Here is an 18,905-nt window from a genome sequence, read left to right as displayed (position 1 = left end):
CTCAGCGCTCGCCGGCGTCGGCCAGTCGCCCGCAATGCAGTACCACTCTGGTTGCCAGTCGAGCCGCGACTCGCGGGCTATGGGTGACCATCAACAAACTGGTCGGGGTGTTTTTCAGCAGATCCAGGAGCAGTTGCAGGACGTCATCGCTGGTGGCTTCGTCCAGATTGCCCGTGGGCTCATCGGCCAACAGCAGGCCGGGGCGCGAGGCCAGCGCGCGGCCGATGGCGACGCGCTGTTGCTGGCCGCCTGACAGTTGTTCCGGGTAGCGCTTGAGCAGCGCGCCGAGTCCCAGCCGCTCGATCAGCTGTGCTTGCCAGGCCGGATCATAACGTCCGGCCAGGCGCGCCTGAAATGCCAGATTGTCTTCGACGGGCAGACTGCTGATCAGGTTGAACTGCTGAAACACCAAGCCGATCTCGGTGCGCCGCCAATGGGCAAGCTGTGCTTCGCTCATCTGATCCAGGCGATGTCCGCCGGCGCGGATACTGCCGCGATCGATCTGGTCCAGCCCGGCCACCAGGTGCAGTAGGGTGCTTTTACCGCTGCCCGACTCCCCCATCAGCGCCAGACTGCTGCCGTGTTCGAGCTGTAAATCGACCCCCTGTAACACCGCCAGCGGGCCTTGTGGCGTCGCGTAGCTCTTGAATACGCCTTGCACCTGAAGCATGAAGTCACTCGCCTGACAAAGGGGTAGGCAAAGAATAGCGGGTGTCCACCATCCTGTGTCAGGCAGATTACGCTGCCCCCCCTGTTCTGATTCAGCTCAAACTGACATGCCGACTCAACAATGCCCGCAGCGCCGCCGGTTTGACCGGTTTCGACAGGTAATCAAGGCCGGCGGCGTGAATCTGCGCGATCAGCTCAGGTCGACCGTCCGCGCTGATGACCACGCCGGGCACCGGCTCACCCAGTCGCGTGCGCAACCAGGCCATCAGTGCGGCGCCGGTATCACCTTCATCCAGGTGATAGTCCACCAGCGCCAGCTGCGGATGCACGCCTTTGCCTAGCAGGGCTTCGCACTCACTGCGATTGCGCGCCGTCCACACCTGGCATCCCCAACGCGTGAGCAAGCTGTTCATACCGATCAGAATGCTGTCCTCGTTGTCGACGCACAGTACTTGGGTACCGCTCAGTGGCTGGGACTTGGGCTCGGCTGGACTGGCGGCCAATGGCATTTGATGAGTGGCCAGGGGCACAGTGACGCTGAACACGCTGCCTTTGCCAGGCCAGGAGCGCACTTGCAGTTCATGACCCAATACGCGGCAAAGCCCGTCGGCAATGGCCAGCCCGAGGCCCAGACCTTTTTCGGCGCGGGTCTGATGGCTGTCGAGGCGTTTGAACTCCTCGAAGATCACCTGACGTTTGTCTTCCGGAATACCTGGGCCACGGTCCCAGACCTCAAGGCACAGTTTCGCGCCCCGACGCCTTACGCCCAGCAGTACCGGGCCCTTGCCGTAGCGGAACGCGTTGGTCAGGAAGTTTTGCAGAATCCGCCGCAATAACTTTATGTCGCTGTCGATCCGCAGGTTGCTGCCGCGTACCCGGAATTTCAAGCCTTGTTCCTGGGCCAGTGCCTTGAACTCGGCGCCGAGGGTGTCGAACAGCGCACTCAGGGGGAACGGCTGGGGATTGGGTGTGATCTTGCCGTTTTCCAAGCGAGAAATGTCCAGCAGGTCGCTGATCAGGTCTTCTGCGGAGCGCAGCGAACTGTCCAGATGGTGCACCAGTTGCTGGGCCTCGCTGGAAATCTCGTCTTCCTGATGGGACAGGGCTGCCGAGAACAGTCGCGCCGCATTCAGCGGTTGCATCAAGTCATGGCTGACCGCTGCAAGAAAGCGGGTTTTCGACTGGTTGGCGGTTTCCGCAGTACCCTTGGCCTCGGTCAGCGCCACGTTCAGTTGTGACAGCTCATGGGTACGCTCGGCAACGCGTTGTTCAAGGCTTTCGTTGGCGCCTTTGAGCGCCTGCTCGGCTTCACGGAACGCGGTGATGTCGGTGAAACTCATGACGAAACCGCCGCCGGGCATCGGGTTGCCGATCAGCTCGATGACGCGTCCATTGGGGAACAACCGCTCTGAGGTATGCGCTCGACCCTGGCGCATCCAGTGCAGCCGGCGCGCCACATGCACTTCAGCTTCACCGGGACCGCACAGGCCGCGTTCGGCGTTATAGCGGATGATGTCGGCGATCGGCCGGCCAACGCTGATCAGGCCGTCCGGGTAATTGAACAGTTCCAGATAACGATGATTCCAGGCCACCAGTTTCAGCGATTGATCGACCACGCTGATGCCTTGGGTGATGTTTTCAATGGCCCCTTGCAACAGCGCCCGGTTGAATTGCAGCACCTCGGAGGCTTCGTCGGCGATGCGCACTACGTCTTCGAGCTGCATCTCCCGTCCTTCGATGGCGGCCTTGACCACTGCGCGGGTCGAGGACGCGCCGAGCACACCGGCCAGCAAGCGCTCGGTGTGGGCTATCCACTCACCGTCGGCGTTCTGGTTCGGGCTGAAGCCCTTGCCCTGACGATAGGCGAAGCGAATAAAACTCTGCCGCGCGCGCTCCTCACCCACGAAGCGCGCCGACAGGCTCAATAAGTCCTCGATCTGCACCGCCAGCAACGAACGGTTGCTGGGGCGCGCACTGATTTCCTGGCCGATGAAACGTCCGGCCTGCCAGTGTTCGGAGACCCGTGTGCGTGACAGCACCGACACCCAGGCGAACAGGGTGAAGTTACCGGCAAGCGACAGCACCACGCCTTGGGTCAGCGGGGTAATCGGTAAATGCAATGGGTTACCGTGCAGCCAGGCCAGCCCCGGGAACAGGGTGAGCGCCCAGCCCAGGCTGTTGGCCGCAATGGGCAGCACCAGGGTGTAAAACCAAATAAAGGTGCCGGCTGCCAGCCCAGCGAATACGCCTCGGCGGTTGGCTTGTTTCCAATACAGCGCGCCGAGCATGGCCGGGGCCAGTTGAGTGATGGCGGCGAAAGCGATTTGGCCGATGGTTGCCAGGCTCGCTGTTGAACCGAGCAACCGGTAGCAGACGTAAGCCAGCAACAGGATCGCCACGATGCTGATCCGACGTACCGACAGCATCCAGTGGCGGAACACCTCGAAGGGGCGCTCTGCGGTTTTGCGGCGCAACAGCCACGGCAGCAGCATGTCGTTGGAGACCATGGTCGACAGTGCGACGCTGGCGACAATCACCATGCCGGTGGCCGCCGAGGCGCCACCGATAAACGCCAGCAGGGCCAGCGCCGGGTGAGCCTGGGCCAACGGCAGGCTGATCACGAACGAGTCGGGCAGCACCGAACTGGGCAGCAGCATTTGGCCGGCCAGGGCGATGGGCACTACAAACAGCGCCGCCAGGGCCAGGTACGTCGGAAAAACCCACCGGGCGAGCCTGAGATCCTGCGGCTCGATGTTTTCGACCACGGTCACGTGAAACTGCCGTGGCAGGCAGACCATTGCCATCATTGCCACGCCGGTTTGAACCACCATCGACGGCCAGTTGACGGTTTCCTTCCAGTATTCATCCAGGCGAGGGGCGATCATCGCTTGACTGAACAGGTCATCGAAACCGTCGTACAGGCCGAAGGTGACGAACGCGCCCACTGCGAGAAACGCGAACAGTTTGACCAGCGCTTCGAAGGCAATTGCCAGCACCATGCCGCGGTGGTGTTCGGTGGCGTCGAGGTTGCGAGTGCCGAACAGGATGGTGAACAGTGCCAGGATCAGCGAGACGATGAGTGCGGTGTCCTGGGCGCGGGTGCCCGTGGATTCGGCGACGGCACCGATCAGCAGGTTCACCCCGAGGACGATGCCTTTGAGCTGCAAGGCAATGTACGGTAAAACGCCGACCAGACAGATCAGTGCAACCACCACCGCCAACGATTGCGACTTGCCATAGCGCGCGGCGATGAAGTCAGCGATAGACGTGATGTTCTCTTGTTTGCTGATCATCACCATCTTCTGCAGCACCCAAGGCGCCAGCATCAGCAGCAATATCGGGCCCAGATAGATCGGCAGGAACGACCAGAGTTGTTCGGCCGCCTGGCCCACGGCGCCAAAAAATGTCCAGCTGGTGCAGTACACCGCCAGCGACAGGCTGTAGACCCAAGCCCGCAGGCGTGGCGATAGAGGCGCACTGCGTCGATCGCCATAAAAGGCGATGGCGAACATAACGGCCATATAGGTCAGGGCGACGGCAGCAATCAGCCCACTGGACAGCGACATGTAAAACTCCAGATAGCGCTAGATAGCTCTCAACAGCGCTCGTTAAAAAATGACCGACCGGAAGCGATCCTGCTCCGGCTGGACAGTCTCGCATGATGTTCAGGGTTCGTCAGTGCCGACCAAGGTCTTGGCGCGGCCTGGTGCCGCAGGACGAGGTCTGCGGTGTTGCATATAGGTAAAGCAGATGACCTATAGAGAAATTACCCGTTATATAGATATGCAATCGAACTATAAGCTCATTTCACCTCATCGGAGGACTGGAGAAGAGCATGCCTTGCCCTGATACGCCTGCGCCACACACCGTTGCCAACCCACGTAATCTGCCGTTGAGCACGCTGAGTCATCCGCGAGAAGAGATTCGTCAGTTCACCCCGAATTGGTTCGCCGCGACCATGGGCACCGGCATTCTGGCCCTGACACTGGGGCAATTGCCCGTGCAGATCCCGGGTTTGCACCTGCTGGCCGAGGGGCTGTGGCTGTTCAATATCGGTTTGTTCGTGCTTTTCAGCATGGTGTATATGGCGCGCTGGGTGCTGTTTTTCAATGAGGCGCGGCGGGTGTTTGGGCACTCTACGGTCTCGATGTTTTTCGGCACCATCCCCATGGGGCTGGCGACCATCATCAACGGCTTTCTATTCTTCGGCCTGCCTCGATGGGGCGGGGCTGTCGTGCCCATTGCCGAGACCCTCTGGTGGCTGGACGTGGCCATGGCGCTGGCGTGCGGGTTGGCCATTCCGTTCATGATGTTCACACGCCAGGAACACAATATCGACCAGATGACGGCCGTGTGGTTGTTGCCCGTGGTCGCGGCTGAGGTGGCGGCGGCCAGCGGTGGTCTGCTGGCACCGCATCTGGCCGACGCCTCCGCGCAATTCAGCGTGCTGATCACCAGCTACGTGTTGTGGGCGTTCTCGGTACCCGTAGCGTTCAGCATCCTGTCCATTCTGTTGTTGCGCATGGCCCTGCATAAATTGCCCCACGAAAACATGGCTGCTTCGAGTTGGCTGGCATTGGGTCCGATTGGCACCGGAGCGTTGGGCATGCTGTTGATGGGCGCAGACGCACCGGCGATTTTTGCGGCCAATGGTTTGCCCAAGCTCGGTGAAATCGCTGACGGCATAGGTCTGGTGGCAGGTATCACACTCTGGGGCTTCGGCTTGTGGTGGATGCTGATGGCCGTGCTTATCACTGTGCGCTACCTGCGCACCGGCATCCCGTTCAACCTCGGCTGGTGGGGGTTCACCTTTCCATTGGGCGTCTACGCGCTGGCGACCCTGAAGCTTGCAGCAAGGCTGCACCTGACATTCTTCTCGCTGGCCGGTTGTGCGTTGGTGTGCTGTCTGACGATATTGTGGCTGATCGTCATGAGCCGGACCGTGCGCGGTGCCTATAAAGGAGAGCTGTTCGTTTCACCCTGTATTGCGGGGTTGGGTGCCGGGGGCAAGTGAGTATTAAAGACGTGGGAGACGATCAAACCAGACGCATCTATCGACATCTGCTTGCGTAACGTTTCCAATGTGGCTCGGAGTCGACATAGACACTCCAATTAAAAAGCCGACCCCGGCGCTATTCGAGTACACGGACGATGAGTCAGTCGCAATTCAGTTTGCTGGGAAAGCGGCGATTTCTGCCGTTTTTCATCACCCAGTCCCTCGGGGCCTTTAACGACAATATCCTCAAGCAATCGCTGATCCTCGCCATCCTCTACAAGCTGAGCATCAACGGTGATCGCTCGATTTGGGTCAACCTGTGTGCACTGTTGTTCATTCTGCCGTTCTTTTTGTTCTCGGCACTGGCGGGTCAGTTTGGCGAGAAATACGCCAAGGATGCATTGATCCGTCTGATCAAACTGGGCGAGATCGCGATCATGCTGGTGGGCGCGGCGGGGTTCATGCTCAACCACCTGTGGATGATGTTGCTGGCGTTGTTCGCCATGGGGACGCACTCGGCGTTGTTCGGGCCGGTGAAGTACTCGATCCTGCCGCAGCACTTGCATGAGGATGAATTGGTCGGTGGCAACGGGTTGGTGGAAATGGGCACCTTCCTGGCGATTCTGGCCGGTACCATCGGCGCGGGGATCATGATGTCTTCCGCGCACTACGCGCCCATTGTCGCGACAGCGATCTTGCTGGTGGCGTGCCTGGGTTATATCGCCAGTCGCAGCATCCCGCGTGCAGCGGCCGCCTCGCCGGAAATGCGCCTGAACTGGAATATTTTCAGTCAATCCTGGGCCACCTTGCGTTTGGGACTGGGTCAGACGCCCGCCGTGTCACGCTCGATTGTCGGCAACTCCTGGTTCTGGTTCGTCGGCGCAATTTACCTGACGCAGATTCCGGCTTACGCCAAAGAGTGGCTGTATGGCGACGAGACTGTGGTCACGCTGATTCTCACCGTGTTCTCCATCGGCATCGCGCTGGGTTCGATGCTGTGCGAGCGCTTGTCCGGGCGCAAGGTAGAGATTGGCCTGGTACCGTTCGGCTCGATGGGCCTGACCGTGTTCGGGCTGCTGCTGTGGTGGCATTCGGGCGGCTTTCCGCAAAACGTTCAGGCCAATGACTGGCTGACGGTGCTGTCTTATGGTCAGGCGTGGTGGGTGCTGAGCGATGTGCTGGGCATTGGTATTTTTGGCGGCTTCTATATCGTGCCGCTGTACGCGCTGATCCAGTCGCGCACCGCCGAGAACGAACGTTCGCGGGTCATCGCATCCAACAACATCCTCAATGCGCTGTTCATGGTGGTGTCAGCCATCGTCTCGATCGTGCTCCTCAGCGTGGTCAAACTGTCGATTCCGCAGCTGTTTCTGGTGATCTCGCTGATGAACATCGCGGTGAATGCCTACATCTTCAAGATCGTGCCCGAGTTCACCATGCGCTTCATGATCTGGCTGCTCGGCCATTCCATGTACCGTGTCGAGCATCGCAACCTGGAGCTGATTCCGGACGAGGGTGCGGCGCTGCTGGTTTGCAACCATGTGTCCTTTGTCGATGCGCTGTTGATTGGCGGGGCTGTGCGGCGGCCGATTCGGTTCGTGATGTATTACAAAATCTACAACCTGCCGGTGCTCAACTTCATTTTCCGCACCGCTAGCACCATCCCGATTGCCGGGCGCAACGAAGACCTGGCGATCTACGATCAGGCCTTCAAGAAAATTGCTGAATACCTGAAAGACGGTGAGTTGGTGTGCATCTTCCCCGAAGGCAAGCTGACCGCTGACGGGGAGATCAACGAGTTCAAAGGTGGCTTGAACCGGATTCTGCAAGAGACCCCGGTGCCAGTGATTCCGCTGGCCTTGCAAGGTTTGTGGGGTAGCTTCTTCAGCCGTGATCCGAACAAGGGGATTTTTCGTCGGCTGTGGTCGCGCATCACCGTGGTGGCCGGGCCCGCCGTTGCAATGGATGCGGCGTTACCGGCGAGTTTGCAGGCGCGAGTTGCGGAGTTGCGGGGCACCGTTCGGTAGTACACAGCGCCCCGTGGATACTCCGTGATCGACTGCATCGCGGTGGTGGAAATGGTTGGTTTCACGGGCCCCGGAAGGCCGTGCCGATCTTTTCGCGGGCAAGCGCGCTCCTACAATATGAGCTGCTTCTGGCCGCCAGGCCGTAGGAGCGGGCTTGCCCGCGATTAGTTTAATGCGGCGTGTGGCTGCCTCAAGCACTCAGCTTGAGCCCTGCCAACCCGCACAGAATCAAGCCCACGCTGACCAGGCGAAACAGCGCCGCGGATTCACCGAACAGGATGATCCCGGCGATCACGGTGCCTACCGCACCGACACCGGTCCAGATCGCGTAGGCAGTGCCCAGTGGCAGTTCTTTCATGGCCACGCCCAGCAAGCCCAGGCTGACCAGCATGGCTGCGACGGTGAGGGCTGTAGGCAGGGGGCGGGTGAAGCCTTCGGTGTATTTCAGGCCGACGGCCCAGCCGACTTCGAACAGACCGGCGAAAAACAGAATGATCCAGGACATGATGACCTCCTATAAAAGGGGTCGTCCCCGAATCGTTTTTCCTGATGGATCAGTCAGGTCGTCCTGGCTGTGCGCAGTATAGTGCACATAAAACGATTCGGGGGCAAGTCAGGGTATCGACAAAGCGGCTAGTCGGTAACGGATCGAGTGGCTAGTTCGCGGTCCGCTTGTTCACTCATGCGCCGGAAATACGTCGAAAGCAACGCGCCGGAAATGTTGTGCCAGACGCTGAACAGCGCGCTAGGCACGGCGGCCAGTGGCGAGAAGTGGGCACTGGCCAATGCGGCGCCCAGCCCGGAGTTCTGCATGCCGACTTCCAGTGCCAGGGATTTGCGCTGCGCCAGCGGCAGCTTGAACAGCTTGCCGGTGAAGTAGCCGAGCACAAAACCGAAGCTGTTGTGCAGCATCACCACTGCCATGATCAACAGGCCTGACTCGGCGATTTTCGCCTGACTGGCGGCAACCACTGCGGCGACGATCAATACGATGCTGACCACCGACACCAGTGGCAATACGTCTACCGCTGCTTTTACTCGATGGCCGAGCACGCGTTGCGCGACGACGCCGAGCACGATTGGGAGCAAGACCAACTGCAGAATCGACCAGAACATGTCCATGAAAGACACCGGCAACCATGCCGAGGCCAGCAACCAGATCAACGCCGGTGTCAGCAGCGGGGCGAGGAGGGTGGTCACTGCGGCAATAGCCACCGACAACGCCAGGTCGCCACGGGCCAGCCAGGTCATGACGTTGGAGGACGTGCCGCTCGGGCAGCAACCCACCAGAATCACGCCCACAGCGATTTCCGCGGGCAGATGAAACGCCTGGCACAACAGCCAGGCGACGCCGGGCATGATCACGAAATGCGCGACCACCCCTAAGGCCACACGCCAAGGATGGCGAGCGACTTCAGAAAAATCATCGAGCTTGAGCGTCAGACCCATGCCGAACATCACCAAGCCCAAGAGTGGCACGATGGCGCTTTTCAAACCGATAAACCATTCGGGCAGCGCAAACGCCAACACTGCAAACAGCAGCACCCAATAGGCGAAGGTATTCCCGACAAAACGACTCAACGCAGCCAGCGCACGCATGGCTTGTTCCTTTTTTATTAGAGGAGAAATGCGCTACCGCAGCCGGTAGCGCATAACAGCCGATGGCTTAGATGCCCTGTGGCAGTTCTTCGCCGCCCAGCGCTTCAAACAACTCAGGCAGGAATTCGCCGAAGGTCAGCATCATCAAGGTGAAGCTGGCGTCCAGTTGGCCGAGGGCTTCCTCGCCACCGTCCTGTTCGGCCTGATCTTGCAGCAGGTCTTCGAACTTCAGGCGTTTGACCACCATCTTGTCGTCCAGCACGAAGGACAGTTTGTCCTGCCAGGCCAATGACAGCTGAGTGACCACCTTGCCGGTGCTCAAGTGCAGCTGGATTTCATCGCTGGTCAAATCCTGACGCTTGCAGCGCACGATGCCGCCATCTTCATGGGTGTCACGCAGCTCGCACTCGTCGAGGACGAAGAAGTGGTCAGCTGCTTTCTGGGACTTGACCCATTCGGTCATGGTTGCGCTTGGCGCGACTTTCACCGTCAGAGGGCGTACCGGCAGCGAACCGATCACTTCACGCAGGGTGGAGAGCAGGTCTTCGGCGCGTTTCGGGCTGGAGGCGTTAACCAGGATCAGGCCCTGTTTCGGCGCGATGGCAGCAAAGGTCGCCGAGCGACGAATAAAGGCGCGGGGCAGAAAGGCCTGGATGATTTCATCCTTGATCTGATCACGTTCCTTCTTATAGACCTTGCGCATTTGTTCGGCTTCGATCTCTTCGATCTTTTCCTTTAATGCATCACGCACCACGCTGCCAGGCAGAATGCGTTCTTCCTTGCGTGCGGCAATCAGCAGGAAGTCCTGACTGACGTGAACCAGAGGAGCGTCCTCACCTTTACCGAACGGTGCGACGAAACCGTAAGTGGTCAACTCCTGGCTGGCACAAGGGCGCGCCTGTTTGGTCGCCAATGCGGTTTCCAGCGCCTCGGCATCAAAAGGCAGATCTTGGGTCAGGCGATAGATAAGCAGGTTTTTGAACCACATGGGGTGAATCTCTCCTTTGTACAAAGTGGGGGCATTATTCGCTCCTCGGCCTCTGCGGCCAACCCTGTGCTAAGCCTTTGGCAGGATTATAAAAATTATTTAAAAAAGTGCTTGCCAGAGATAGGGTCGCTATATAGAATGCGCGCCACACCGAGAGTGAAGGGTGATTAGCTCAGCTGGGAGAGCAGCTGCCTTACAAGCAGCGGGTCGGCGGTTCGATCCCGTCATCACCCACCAATCCTTCTCAGTGTTACGCGCAGCGGTAGTTCAGTCGGTTAGAATACCGGCCTGTCACGCNAGAATACCGGCCTGTCACGCCGGGGGTCGCGGGTTCGAGTCCCGTCCGCTGCGCCATATTAAGCTTCAAGGCCCTTGAACTCCTTGAAGCAACAGAAAGCGACCTTAGGGTCGCTTTTTTTTGTTCAAAATTTAGTGGCCTCATCTGACTGAGGTCACGGCTCCAGGTATCTATGAGTGTGCCGCCGGCACTCTAGATACCGCAATGAAGTGATGCGGGCGTTAGGGTTTTTTATTCAGCACTGATGGCCAGTCCTGAACATTCACAATGCCTAGCACGTTGGGCTTGCCATCAGTGCCGACAGACACAAACAGCGCACTGCTGTATTCACTGGTCGCGGCATGTTTAAACCCCAGTTGATGTTCAAATTTGCTGATGCATCCGCTATGGGTAACCAATACCAGGTTGCGATGGGGCGTTTTGTGCGCGATCACATCCTGAAGCATGGATGTCTCGCAGTTGACCAGCCAGTCCTGTTCGGCACTGGCTTTACCAAACATATAAAGTGAAGTCTGTGCCGTGCGGGTCAATGGGCTGCTGAATACGTCAGCGTTGCTCATGCCCATGGTCATGAACGCTTTACCCAGCTCGGCAGCGGTATCGCTACCCAATCGGGTGATCCCGTCTGCGGGCCCGAGGCACGGGTTGCTGGACCTGTCGCAGCGCTCGGCATGCCGAACCAACACCACCACGTCGCCTGCATCCCAGCGGGCATAGACCCCGGCGGCTTTCATGTTGTCGCCTTTGCCCAGGTTAGTGGGCGATTTTTGCCACACTCCAAAGCCTGCAATCAGCAGTACCGCGAGGGCGACCACGGCCCACAGCACCTGCTTCTTTCGCCGGGTTTTAGCCTTGGGCTTTGCTGGCGTGGGTGTAACGACAGGCGTGGTTGTGCTTTCCTGCATCTTGTTGCTCCGGGATTATTAGTATTCGATGCGAAACAACTGCGAGACGGGTTAGCACCTTCATGGTCGGAGAAATCTAGAGCAGGCCAGGTAGGTGGCCTGTGAAAAAGATGTGAAAATTTAGAGAGAGCGTTGATCTGGTTAGTGTTGAGGGTTGTTCAAAGGGGGCTCAAGAGGGGCTGAAACAGTGCGAGTCGGGGGCGATCTCGTTTGAATAAAGCCTGGAATCAACAAAGTCTGGTTTACAGCATCGTCTACGCTGTAGATCACGAAATAATCAGCCTGGCCGTATGGGCTCTTGTTACGCAGCTGAACCAACGCTGTACGACATGCATGCGGCGCAAGAAAACGTTTGGATACCTGAACTTATCTGACTTTTCTGCCTCTCATGCCGGTAGCCACTGATCGCGGCAGCCTGATAAGCTCGCGGCTTTACTCGTTTGCCCTATTGGCGCATGAACAAGGAATTAGTATGAAACAGCATCGGTTGGCGGCGGCGGTAGCCCTGGTAGGTCTGGTACTCGCGGGTTGTGACTCGCATACCAACGTAGAGCTGAAAACCCCGGCGCAAAAAGCTTCTTACGGTATCGGCTTGAACATGGGCAAAAGCCTGGCTCAGGAAGGTATGGATGATCTGGACTCCAAAGCGGTAGCCCAAGGCATCGAAGACGCCGTCGGCAAGAAAGAACAGAAGCTCAAGGATGATGAGCTGGTCGAAGCCTTTGCTGCCCTGCAAAAGCGCGCTGAAGAGCGTATGGCCAAAATGAGCGAAGAGTCGGCAGCTGCCGGCAAAAAGTTCCTCGCTGAGAACGGCAAGCGTAAAGAAGTGACCACCACCGCTTCTGGCCTGCAATACGAAATCATCAAAAAAGCCGATGGCCCTCAGCCTAAGCCGACTGACGTAGTGACTGTTCACTACGAAGGCAAGCTGACTGACGGCAAAGTCTTCGACAGCTCCGTTGAACGCGGCAGCCCGATTGATCTGCCGGTAAGCGGCGTGATCCCTGGTTGGGTTGAAGGCCTGCAACTGATGCACGTTGGCGAGAAAATCAAACTCTACATCCCTAGCGACCTGGCCTACGGCGCGCAAAGCCCAAGCCCGACGATCCCTGCCAACTCCGTTCTGGTCTTCGATCTGGAACTGTTGGCGATCAAGGATCCTGCCGCTGCAGCTGCAGAAGCGCCTGAAGAGCCAGCCGCCAAGTAATTGAGCGCACTGGTTTGAGCACAACGCCCCGCATTGACGGGGCGTTGTTGTTTGTGGCGTTTGGAAACGAACGGATCCCCTTCGACGCAGTCGTAATACCGTTGGCTGATTGGCAATCGCGGGTAGATTGTAGGACGATCGATTGCGACCCACTGCAATAGGGTGGGGGTAACTTCAGTCAGGCCCCAAGTCAACGAATTTGTCGTATTTTTAATGTGAGTAAAAAACGCCCGATTTGAGCCAAAGCCCTATAGGGCGGGCGTCTCAGGCCTGAAAACAGGCTCTGTTCACAAGGTTATCCACAACTTGTGTGGATAACATTTTGTACAGCATAGTGGTGACACCTGTTGCAACCTCCGTTGGGAGCGATCATGAAAACACCGTGGAATTTGATTCGTTTTTTGCCCATGGCTCAGCGCTTGCTAAGCCGTGGGCGTTTGCCAGCCTTGATCTTTGCTGTCGCACGCAAGGGCGCCGGGCAGGGTGACCGTTTGGGCAAGCTCAAGGATGACCTGCGCTTGCTGCAGGCTCTGTGCCTGGCCTATTGGCGCGGTGAGTACCGAGCCGTCAGCACCAAGACGATGCTCTCGGTGGTGGCGGGGTTGATGTATTTCCTCAGCCCGTTCGATGCCGTGCCGGACTGGATACCCGGGATCGGCATGCTCGACGACATCGCAGTGCTGGCCTGGGTCATGAAAAGCCTGGAAAGTGAGCTGAATGCCTTTCGGGCGTGGCGAGCCAGGCAGGCACCGGAGAAACTTGCCGTCGTCGAACGATTGCCAGCAACACCGGAGCTCCTTGCGCTAGAGCATCAGAAACCCTGAAACACCCGGATTTATTGGCGTAATCGTCGTTTTGAGTGATCGTCTGTCGATTCAGAGGACGCAAGGTGCCTCTGTCCGCTGTTAAGATATCAACACAGGGAAAAAGCCTACTCGCAAAGTGTTGTAGTCCTACAGGGGGTTGTATGGATCTTCAGATAATTACACGTGATGGAGAGCCAGAGTACGCAGTTTTGCCTTGGGCTCAGTATCAGGCTCTGCTCAACGCGGCCGGGATCTCGGACACAACCACTCAACACCCGCCGCAACCGCCTGAGGCCGCGCCTGTCGATCATCCCGGCTTTGATCAGCTGGGTGCCTTGCGTGCCGCCAAAGGCCTGGAGGTTGCGCAGTTGGCGCGTGCAGTGGGGATAAGTCCGTCGTACCTGGACTTGATCGAAAGTGGCGAGCGACTGCCGGATGCGGCCATTCGCCGAAGCCTGGCCTGGGAATTGGGTGTCCCTGGCTGGGGAGGTGAGTCATGAGTGTGCGCATCAGTCGTCTGCACTGGGAAGGGCTGCTGACTGAGTTGGACCAGGCGCGCCGGCAACGGCACCTGTTGACCTACCGTGCTTTACTTGAGCGGTTGCAACTTCCCAGTCCCGCGATGCTCACCCTCACTGCCGCACTTGAGCACTTGGCAGCGCTGGATGCTCGCGCCGAACAGCCGTTGCGCAGTTCATTGGTCATCAGTCAGGGCGCGAGTCGTTTGCCGCGTACCGGCTTCTTTGAATGCGTCGAACGGCTTGGACGATTCTCGGGCCCTTCCGACGGCGTGGCAGCAGCGTCATGGCATGCGTCTGAAGTGGCGCGGGTCTTTGAATACAGCTATCCGGAGAGCGTGTGAAACCAAGTCTGTGGCGTTTACGAGCACGATTGAGCTACTTGCTGGCTCGACGGTTATTCCATTGGTCGTGGTTCGTGCAACAACCTCGAGGCTGGCAATGGCTCGAAGGTCAATTCTCGCGTATGGCGAATCTGGGAGATGTTGGCGCTCAGAGCTTTTACGGCCATATCCTGACGTTTCGCGGTCAAGGTTTGGGTGCTCGCGAGGAAGGCGTGCGTCTGTTGCGTCTGGCGGCGTTGGGGGGAGATGGCAAGTCGGCTTACCAGCTCGGCGTGTTGAGCCTGGCGGGTGACACACGCAAGGCTCCTGATGCTGTCGATGCCGCCCAATGGTGGGGCATGGCAGTCGAGGCCAGGCATCCACTGGCGGCCATCAAACTGTCGCAGTTGTACCAACAGGGCGGCCCCGGCTTACCCCCTGATCTGGAGCGCGCCAAAGCGGTTCAGGCCCATACCCGGCAGTTGGGTATTTAGCTTGCCAGGAGTGCACCGCAGTCCATTGTGTCGATAACGTGCACGCTGGCACCCGCCACGTTCTTTGCGTGGTGCTTGGCTTGTGACGCCATTTCTGCGAGTTGACTGGCATCCAGATTCGCACAGGCATCGGGGTGCAAGTGGACGACGCCAATGGACAGCGATAACAGTGCGAAGTCCTGACGCTGGCCCTGACGATTGAGGGCCGTGAAACAGCCAGACTCCAGATGCTCGGCCCGGTAGAAGCGCCGACACTGATTCTGAAAATCTTCGAGCAAAAGATTCAGGCGTTTGCGCCAGTCTTCGGAGCCCAGCACCATCAAGAAGTCATCACCGCCGATGTGCCCGACAAAGTCGCGGCTCGGGTCGATCCGGTCGTTCAGGCACTGCGCCAGGCAGAGCAATACTTCGTCGCCACGCCCGTAGCCATAGATATCGTTGAACGGCTTGAAACTGTCGATATCCACGTAGCAGATCATTGACTCGTGGCCCTGTTGCAGCAGGCGGGTCAGGCACTGCTGGATCGGCACGTTTCCGGGCAACAAGGTCAGCGGGTTGGCGTAGCGGGCTTGCTGTATTTTCAGTTCAGTGATCAGTTTCAGCACATCAATCACCCGCCCCAGACCCAGGTAGCAGCCATTGAGGGTGATGATGAAATCCTCTTCGATACGCTGCCGGGCGCGACTGGTCAGCAGGCGGCTGACTTGCTGCAAGGACTGGTTCAGCTCGACAGCAAGAAAGTCGTCGCTCATCAGGCGGCTGATCGGTTTGCGTGCGAACAGGTCTGTAGCGAAAGGCTTTAGCAGGGCCTCGGACAGCGAGTGCCGATGCACAATGCCGCAAGGTTGCGAGTGCTCGTCCAGCACAGCCAAGGAGTTGAGGTTGGCTTGCTTGCGAAAGTATTCGAGGACGGCGGCAGTCGGTGTGGACTGATTGACCGCGGGTTGTTCGTTGAGCAGGGCGCTTAGGTCGCAGGCGTCTTCGTTCAGCGCCGGTGCCGTTGGATCGAGCTTGGGCAGCAGCGCGCGGGCATCACGCGGCGGATGTTCTTGCGGACGGCAGAGCAGATAGCCCTGAACCAGATCCACGCCCATGTCGATCAGCACCGCGAGCTCTTCCGGCAGCTCAATGCCTTCGGCGATCACAATCGCTCTGGAGGCCCTGGCCATTTGCAGCATGGAACCGACGAACTCGCGCTTGACCGCATCCTGATGAATGCCGTCGATAAAGTGTCGATCGATCTTCACGTACTCCGGGCGCAGTTCCGACCACAGACGCAGGCTGGAGTATCCCGCACCCAAGTCGTCCATAGCGATGGAAAAGCCCATGTCCCGATAGTGATGCAACGCCGTATACAGCAGCTCAAAATCTTCAGTGGGTGTCTGCTCGGTCAGCTCGATCACCACCTGGCTGGGAGAAATGCCGTAGGCGTTCAGCAATTCCAGGGTGCGACCTGGCGGGTGAGCCGGTTCCAGCAGCGACTCAGGCGAAACGTTGAGGAACAGCTTGCCTTCAAGTTTCTGCTCGCTGAAACGCCGACAGGCACATTCGCGCGCGGCCAGCTCCAACTCGCTCAGCCGTCCGGCTTGGCGGGCCACTGCGAACAGGCTGATGGGCGAATGCAGGGGGCTGTTGGACGGGCCTCGGGTCAAGGCTTCATAGCCGAGAATCCGGCGGTCCGATAGCGACAGTATCGGTTGGAACAAGCTGTGCAAATCGCGGTGAGCCAGGATTGAACTCAGTGCGCTCAGCTGTTCAGTGACGGTCATGGTGATCTCTGCGCAAAAAAAAAGGGGCTGAGCGCACTAGCGCTCAGCCCCTCTATTTCACGACAGATTGATGACTGTTTGATGACTGAACGCCACTAGAGAGAACTAAATGGCCAGCATTTTACGATCATCCATCCTGTCTTTTTACTTCTTTGCGATAGCGGCGTTCAAACTCAGGTAGTCGAGCAGGATGCGCCCGGTTTCGGCCAGGTAGGCGTCATCCTCGGGTTTGGTCTTGTCTTCTACCGGCAGCGCGTCTTCATCCTCTTTCTTCAGCTCTTTGAGTGGCTCTTCACCTTTGGCCTTGCGGCGGGTGTTTTCCAGAACCAACTGCTTGCCTTCGATGTCGGCGTGTTGAGCGCGACGTTCAGCTTCGTTGAGGCTAACCGTCTTCTCTGCCATCAGCTTCTGCGCCAGGTCCAGACGGTTCTCGATGAAGATGAACTCAGGGTCCTTGGACGAGCGCTCATCGTGCCGCGACTTGAGTTGTGCAAGGAACGGTTTGAACGGATCGACAACAGGCTTGATGGCCGGTCTGATGGTGTCGTACGACATGGCCTCGGGCAGGGCGCTCTCGCCGATTTCCTTGGTGTCGATGATCGACGGGTACGCGATGTCTGGCAGTACACCCTGGTGCTGGGTGCTCTGGCCGGAAACCCGGTAGAACTTGGCCAGCGTCAGTTTCAGTTCGCCATGGTTGAGCGGCTGAATGGTCTGCACGGTGCCTTTACCGAAGGTCTGGCCGCCGATGATCAATGCGCGGTGATAGTCCTGCATGGCGCCGGCGAAAATCTCCGAGGCCGAGGCAGACAGACGGTTGACCAGCAACGCCATCGGGCCTTTGTAGAACGCGCCTTTGGCTTCGTCTTCAAGGACATCGACCTTGCCGTCGCTGTTGCGAACCAGCACGGTAGGGCCCTTGTCGATGAACAGGCTGGTCAATTCCGTGGCTTCCTGCAACGAGCCGCCGCCGTTGTTACGCAGGTCGATGACCACGCCATCGACTTTGTCGGCTTGCAGTTCAGTCAGCAGTTTTTTCACGTCACGCGTGGTGCTCTTGTATTCCGGATCGCCAGCACGATAGGCCTTGAAGTCCAGATAGAACGCCGGAATTTCGATGACGCCGAGTTTGTAGTCGTGGCCATCCTGCTTGAGGTTGAGGATCGACTTCTTCGCCGCCTGTTCTTCAAGCTTGACCGCTTCGCGGGTGATCGCGACGATTTTGCTGGTCTGGTCATTCGGTGCATTGCTGGCTGGAATCACTTCCAGGCGCACGACCGAGCCTTTAGGCCCGCGAATCAGTTTGACCACTTCGTCCAGACGCCAGCCGATCACGTCGACCATCTCTTTGTCGGCCTGGGCAACGCCGATTATCTTGTCCGCCGGGGCGACTTGCTTGGTTTTGGCGGCAGGGCCAGCCGGAACCAGGCGCACGATCTTGACGTTGTCGTTATCGCTCTGCAACACGGCGCCGATGCCTTCCAGCGACAGGCTCATGTTGATGTCGAAGTTTTCCGCGCTGTCGGGCGACAGGTAGTTGGTGTGCGGATCGTAAGACATGGCGAAGGTATTGATGTAGGCCTGGAACACATCTTCGCTGCGGGTCTGCTCCAGACGCGACAGCTGATTCTTGTAGCGCTTGGTCAGCAGCTCTTGAATCGCTTTGGGTTCCTTGCCGGCAATCCTCAACCGCAGGACTTCATCCTTGACGCGTTTGCGCCACAGATCGTCCAGCTCGGCAGTATTTTTGGCCCACGGGGCATCCTTGCGTTCTACGAGCAAGGTTTCCTGGGTGGTGAAATCGAACTTGCCGACGCCCTTGTCCAGTTCCGCCAAGGCAAAATTCAGGCGCGATTTGACGCGATCCAGATAGCGCTTGTAGATGGTGAAGCCGGGATTCAGGTCGCCGCTCTTGAGAAAGTCGTCGAACTGCGTGCGCCATTTGTCGAATTCGGTAATATCACCGGCCATGAAGTAGCTACGGGACGGATCCAGCAGCTTCAGATAGCTCTCGTAGATGATGACCGAACGCTTATCGTCCAGCGGCGGCTTGCTGTAGTGATGCCTTTTGAGCAACTCTACAACGTTAAGACTGGCAATGACCTCTTCGCGATCTGGCTGAAGGTTATCCCAGCTATTGGCTGCGAACGTATTGGCGGACAGCGGCAACACGCTGAGGCCAATGAAAAAGGCAAGCGCGGTGCTGGGGAAAAGATGCTTCATGCTGATTCGACGCGGGGACAATTGATAACGCATATTAGGCCGTCTTTGAAGTCGCCGGTTCCGTCGGATCCGGTCGCATAATG

The 18,905-nt window shown here is 58.4% G+C and carries 15 protein-coding genes and 2 tRNA genes; 9 read left to right on the top strand and 8 right to left on the bottom strand.

Translation table 11 applies throughout. The features are described 5' to 3' along the window. Position 1 precedes the first annotated feature (1 nt). Both K0F75_RS09125 and K0F75_RS09120 read right to left on the bottom strand, forming a co-directional pair. On the bottom strand, positions 2-670 hold the full coding sequence (locus K0F75_RS09125) for an ABC transporter ATP-binding protein (protein ID WP_219061548.1): 669 nt from the start codon (positions 668-670) through the stop codon (positions 2-4). A gap of 91 nt (positions 671-761) precedes the next feature. Continuing rightward, on the bottom strand, positions 762-4,235 hold the full coding sequence (locus K0F75_RS09120) for a PAS domain-containing hybrid sensor histidine kinase/response regulator (protein ID WP_219061547.1): 3,474 nt from the start codon (positions 4,233-4,235) through the stop codon (positions 762-764). A 269-nt stretch (positions 4,236-4,504) separates the two neighbouring features. Here K0F75_RS09120 and K0F75_RS09115 point away from each other — a divergent pair, with 269 nt between their 5' ends. Both K0F75_RS09115 and K0F75_RS09110 read left to right on the top strand, forming a co-directional pair. Next, positions 4,505-5,683 (top strand): TDT family transporter, encoded by a 1,179-nt coding sequence (locus K0F75_RS09115; RefSeq protein WP_219061546.1) that lies wholly within the window; start codon positions 4,505-4,507, stop codon positions 5,681-5,683. A 137-nt stretch (positions 5,684-5,820) separates the two neighbouring features. Then, entirely contained in the window at positions 5,821-7,692 is a 1,872-nt protein-coding gene (locus tag K0F75_RS09110; RefSeq protein WP_219061545.1) for an MFS transporter, read from the top strand. A 190-nt stretch (positions 7,693-7,882) separates the two neighbouring features. Here the strand turns inward: K0F75_RS09110 and sugE are convergent, their stop codons facing one another. From sugE to rdgC, 3 genes are all read right to left on the bottom strand, one after another. Beyond that, a complete protein-coding gene (sugE, locus tag K0F75_RS09105; protein ID WP_219061544.1) occupies positions 7,883-8,197 on the bottom strand; it encodes a quaternary ammonium compound efflux SMR transporter SugE in 315 nt (104 codons plus the stop codon). Positions 8,198-8,325: 128 nt separating this feature from the next. Next, complete coding sequence (locus tag K0F75_RS09100) at positions 8,326-9,291, bottom strand: bile acid:sodium symporter family protein (RefSeq protein WP_219061543.1); 966 nt, start codon at positions 9,289-9,291, stop codon at positions 8,326-8,328. A 67-nt stretch (positions 9,292-9,358) separates the two neighbouring features. Then, on the bottom strand, positions 9,359-10,279 hold the full coding sequence (rdgC, locus tag K0F75_RS09095) for a recombination-associated protein RdgC (RefSeq protein WP_219061542.1): 921 nt from the start codon (positions 10,277-10,279) through the stop codon (positions 9,359-9,361). A gap of 161 nt (positions 10,280-10,440) precedes the next feature. On the opposite strand from rdgC, the gene K0F75_RS09090 reads away from it, so the two are divergent. After that, positions 10,441-10,516, top strand: a tRNA-Val gene (locus K0F75_RS09090). Between the two features lie 19 nt (positions 10,517-10,535). After that, a tRNA-OTHER gene (locus tag K0F75_RS09085) sits at positions 10,536-10,633 on the top strand. 165 nt (positions 10,634-10,798) lie between these two features. Here K0F75_RS09085 and K0F75_RS09080 read toward each other — a convergent pair. Continuing rightward, positions 10,799-11,482: a histidine phosphatase family protein gene (locus tag K0F75_RS09080; protein WP_219061541.1), complete on the bottom strand. Its 684-nt coding sequence runs from the start codon at positions 11,480-11,482 to the stop codon at positions 10,799-10,801. A 472-nt stretch (positions 11,483-11,954) separates the two neighbouring features. On the opposite strand from K0F75_RS09080, the gene K0F75_RS09075 reads away from it, so the two are divergent. The 5 genes from K0F75_RS09075 (at position 11,955) to K0F75_RS09055 (ending at position 14,830) form a co-directional block, all read left to right on the top strand. Continuing rightward, complete coding sequence (locus K0F75_RS09075; protein ID WP_219061540.1) at positions 11,955-12,689, top strand: FKBP-type peptidyl-prolyl cis-trans isomerase; 735 nt, start codon at positions 11,955-11,957, stop codon at positions 12,687-12,689. A 371-nt stretch (positions 12,690-13,060) separates the two neighbouring features. Continuing rightward, positions 13,061-13,513 carry a YkvA family protein gene (locus tag K0F75_RS09070; protein ID WP_219061539.1) on the top strand — a complete coding sequence of 151 codons (453 nt, stop codon included), beginning with the start codon at positions 13,061-13,063 and terminating at the stop codon, positions 13,511-13,513. Between the two features lie 143 nt (positions 13,514-13,656). Continuing rightward, positions 13,657-13,995 carry a helix-turn-helix domain-containing protein gene (locus tag K0F75_RS09065; protein WP_219061538.1) on the top strand — a complete coding sequence of 113 codons (339 nt, stop codon included), beginning with the start codon at positions 13,657-13,659 and terminating at the stop codon, positions 13,993-13,995. After that, positions 13,992-14,357, top strand: coding sequence for a hypothetical protein (locus K0F75_RS09060; protein WP_219061537.1), 366 nt, complete (start codon positions 13,992-13,994; stop codon positions 14,355-14,357). Before K0F75_RS09065 ends, K0F75_RS09060 begins: the two co-directional genes overlap by 4 nt. Then, positions 14,354-14,830 carry a tetratricopeptide repeat protein gene (locus K0F75_RS09055; protein ID WP_219061536.1) on the top strand — a complete coding sequence of 159 codons (477 nt, stop codon included), beginning with the start codon at positions 14,354-14,356 and terminating at the stop codon, positions 14,828-14,830. The genes K0F75_RS09060 and K0F75_RS09055 overlap by 4 nt, the downstream gene beginning before the upstream one ends. Here the strand turns inward: K0F75_RS09055 and K0F75_RS09050 are convergent. Continuing rightward, positions 14,827-16,599, bottom strand: coding sequence for a bifunctional diguanylate cyclase/phosphodiesterase (locus K0F75_RS09050; protein ID WP_219061535.1), 1,773 nt, complete (start codon positions 16,597-16,599; stop codon positions 14,827-14,829). The genes K0F75_RS09055 and K0F75_RS09050 overlap by 4 nt on opposite strands. 144 nt (positions 16,600-16,743) lie before the next feature. Continuing rightward, positions 16,744-18,822: a carboxy terminal-processing peptidase gene (locus K0F75_RS09045; protein WP_219061534.1), complete on the bottom strand. Its 2,079-nt coding sequence runs from the start codon at positions 18,820-18,822 to the stop codon at positions 16,744-16,746. Between the last annotated feature and the right edge of the window lie 83 nt (positions 18,823-18,905).

It is taken from the genome of Pseudomonas sp. UMAB-08, from assembly GCF_900095225.1.
In the GTDB taxonomy this organism is placed as follows: Bacteria; Pseudomonadota; Gammaproteobacteria; order Pseudomonadales; family Pseudomonadaceae; genus Aquipseudomonas.
This window is presented reverse-complemented; position numbering and strand designations above follow the sequence as displayed.

Excerpts from the sequence above, each read along its gene's own strand:
- sugE (WP_219061544.1), bottom strand. The coding sequence starts at position 8,197 with ATGTCCTGGATCATTCTGTTTTTCGCCGGTCTGTTCGAAGTCGGCTGG.
- K0F75_RS09115 (WP_219061546.1), top strand. The coding sequence starts at position 4,505 with ATGCCTTGCCCTGATACGCCTGCGCCACACACCGTTGCCAACCCACGT.
- rdgC (WP_219061542.1), bottom strand. The coding sequence starts at position 10,279 with ATGTGGTTCAAAAACCTGCTTATCTATCGCCTGACCCAAGATCTGCCT.
- K0F75_RS09110 (WP_219061545.1), top strand. The coding sequence starts at position 5,821 with ATGAGTCAGTCGCAATTCAGTTTGCTGGGAAAGCGGCGATTTCTGCCG.
- K0F75_RS09045 (WP_219061534.1), bottom strand. The coding sequence starts at position 18,822 with ATGAAGCATCTTTTCCCCAGCACCGCGCTTGCCTTTTTCATTGGCCTC.
- K0F75_RS09065 (WP_219061538.1), top strand. The coding sequence starts at position 13,657 with ATGGATCTTCAGATAATTACACGTGATGGAGAGCCAGAGTACGCAGTT.
- K0F75_RS09100 (WP_219061543.1), bottom strand. The coding sequence starts at position 9,291 with ATGCGTGCGCTGGCTGCGTTGAGTCGTTTTGTCGGGAATACCTTCGCC.
- K0F75_RS09075 (WP_219061540.1), top strand. The coding sequence starts at position 11,955 with ATGAAACAGCATCGGTTGGCGGCGGCGGTAGCCCTGGTAGGTCTGGTA.
- K0F75_RS09050 (WP_219061535.1), bottom strand. The coding sequence starts at position 16,599 with ATGACCGTCACTGAACAGCTGAGCGCACTGAGTTCAATCCTGGCTCAC.
- K0F75_RS09120 (WP_219061547.1), bottom strand. The coding sequence starts at position 4,235 with ATGTCGCTGTCCAGTGGGCTGATTGCTGCCGTCGCCCTGACCTATATG.
- K0F75_RS09070 (WP_219061539.1), top strand. The coding sequence starts at position 13,061 with ATGAAAACACCGTGGAATTTGATTCGTTTTTTGCCCATGGCTCAGCGC.
- K0F75_RS09080 (WP_219061541.1), bottom strand. The coding sequence starts at position 11,482 with ATGCAGGAAAGCACAACCACGCCTGTCGTTACACCCACGCCAGCAAAG.
- K0F75_RS09125 (WP_219061548.1), bottom strand. The coding sequence starts at position 670 with ATGCTTCAGGTGCAAGGCGTATTCAAGAGCTACGCGACGCCACAAGGC.
- K0F75_RS09060 (WP_219061537.1), top strand. The coding sequence starts at position 13,992 with ATGAGTGTGCGCATCAGTCGTCTGCACTGGGAAGGGCTGCTGACTGAG.